Annotated in this window: 2 pseudogenes; both read right to left on the bottom strand. The window is 66.4% G+C overall.

Annotation, left to right across the window (positions count from 1 at the left end):
- Positions 1-67: 67 nt before the first annotated feature.
- Positions 68-1,069: pseudogene (locus tag A9X03_RS24500) on the bottom strand (class I tRNA ligase family protein); the annotation flags it as partial.
- A gap of 309 nt (positions 1,070-1,378) precedes the next feature.
- Positions 1,379-1,693: pseudogene (locus tag A9X03_RS24505) on the bottom strand (LpqN/LpqT family lipoprotein); the annotation flags it as partial.

The following is a 1,693-nucleotide window of genomic DNA, read 5'->3' on the forward strand; positions in this document are numbered from 1 at the left end:
TGATGCGGATCACCGCCTATGCCGACCGGCTGCTCGACGACCTGGATCTGCTCGACTGGCCGGAACCGGTGAAAACCTCGATGTCGACCGTCTCGCCACTGGTGTTGCGCGCCGAGAACAGCGCCCGGGTGCCGATGGAGCGGCCAATCCAGTTGCGCTGCATGGTTTTCACCGGTTCCGGCCAGTCGAGCAGATCCAGGTCGTCGAGCAGCCGGTCGGCATAGGCGGTGATCCGCATCATCCACTGCCGCAATCGTTTCCGGAACACCGGGAAGTTGCCGCGGTCGCTGCGACCGTCGGCGGTCACCTCCTCGTTGGCCAGTACCGTGCCCAATCCCGGACACCAGTTGACCATCGAGTCGGCCCGGTAGACCAACCGATGGCTGTCGATGACGTCGGCCCGCTCCCCCGCCGACAACGCAGACCATTGGCGGCCGTCTTCGAGCTGCCTTGCGCCGGAATCGAATTCCGCGATCAGCTCTGCGATCGGGCGGGCCTTGTTGGCCGCGGTGTCGAACCAGGCGTTGTAGATCTGCAGGAAGATCCACTGCGTCCACTTGTAGAACTCGACGTCGGTGGTGGAAAAGCTGCGCCGGCTGTCGTGACCGAGGCCCAGCCGGCCCAGCTGACGGCGAAAGTTCACGACGTTGGCCTCGGTGCGGGTGCGCGGATGGGTGCCGGTTTGCACGGCGTATTGCTCGGCGGGCAGCCCGAAGGAGTCGAACCCCAACGCGTGCAGAACGTTGCGCCCGGTCATCCGGAAGTAACGGGCGTAGACGTCGGTGGCGATGTAGCCCAGCGGGTGGCCGACGTGCAGCCCCTCCCCGGAGGGATAGGGAAACATGTCCTGCACGAACAACTTGTCGGCGGGAACGGGGGTGCCGTCCGCCGGGGCCAACGATCCGACCGGGTTGGGCACGTTGAACGTGCCGAGCTTGGCCCAGTTCTCCTGCCACGTGCTTTCGATACGGCCCGCCAGCGCCGCGGTGTAGCGATGCGTCGGCGCGTCGGAGTCCGGCTGAACGGCGCCGGGGTTGCTCTCGGCCGCAGTGGTCGGGGAGTCGGTCACCTGAACAGGGTATAAGGGAACCCCGGCCCGCCCGCCGGGCCACAGGATGGTCTCGGTTCCGTTGCGCACCGATCAGAGGTTCATCCCAGGTCGATTTCGAGCCTATTCACGGCCTTTGACCTGTAGTTACAGTCGGCCTCTGACAAGCCTGCTGGCAGTGCGCCATTGGAAGGACCGAGGCAGATGATCGAGATCGTCCCCGCCCGCCGTGCGCTCCTCGGGGGTATGGTCGCCGGACTGATCGCCACGGCGGTCGTCACGGGCGCCAACGCGTCAGCTGACCCGGTGCTTCCTGCCCCGTCGCCCGTTCCCGGAGGTGGCGATGACATGGCGCCGGGAGGTGTTCAGCAGCATGTCGCCGTCGCGGTACGTGCCTTCGACGATCGACGACGGGAAGCCGCCGAAATCGGCCATCGAGGCGTTGGTCGGTTGCCAGGCCAGGAGTTTCTGGCTGTCGACGTAGCCGTGGCTGATCGCCTCGCGGGGGTCGAAGTTGCCGACCAGCTTGTACACCACCACCTGTGCATTCGAGGTGTAGATGCTGCTGCCTTGCCGGTCGGCGATCACCGCGAACGCGTCGGGCACGTTGGGGTCGGGCACCTGGGTCCAGCGGGCCGGCACCGG

Origin of the sequence: Mycobacterium sp. E1715, from assembly GCF_001667625.1 — a bacterium.
Taxonomy (GTDB): domain Bacteria; phylum Actinomycetota; class Actinomycetes; order Mycobacteriales; family Mycobacteriaceae; genus Mycobacterium.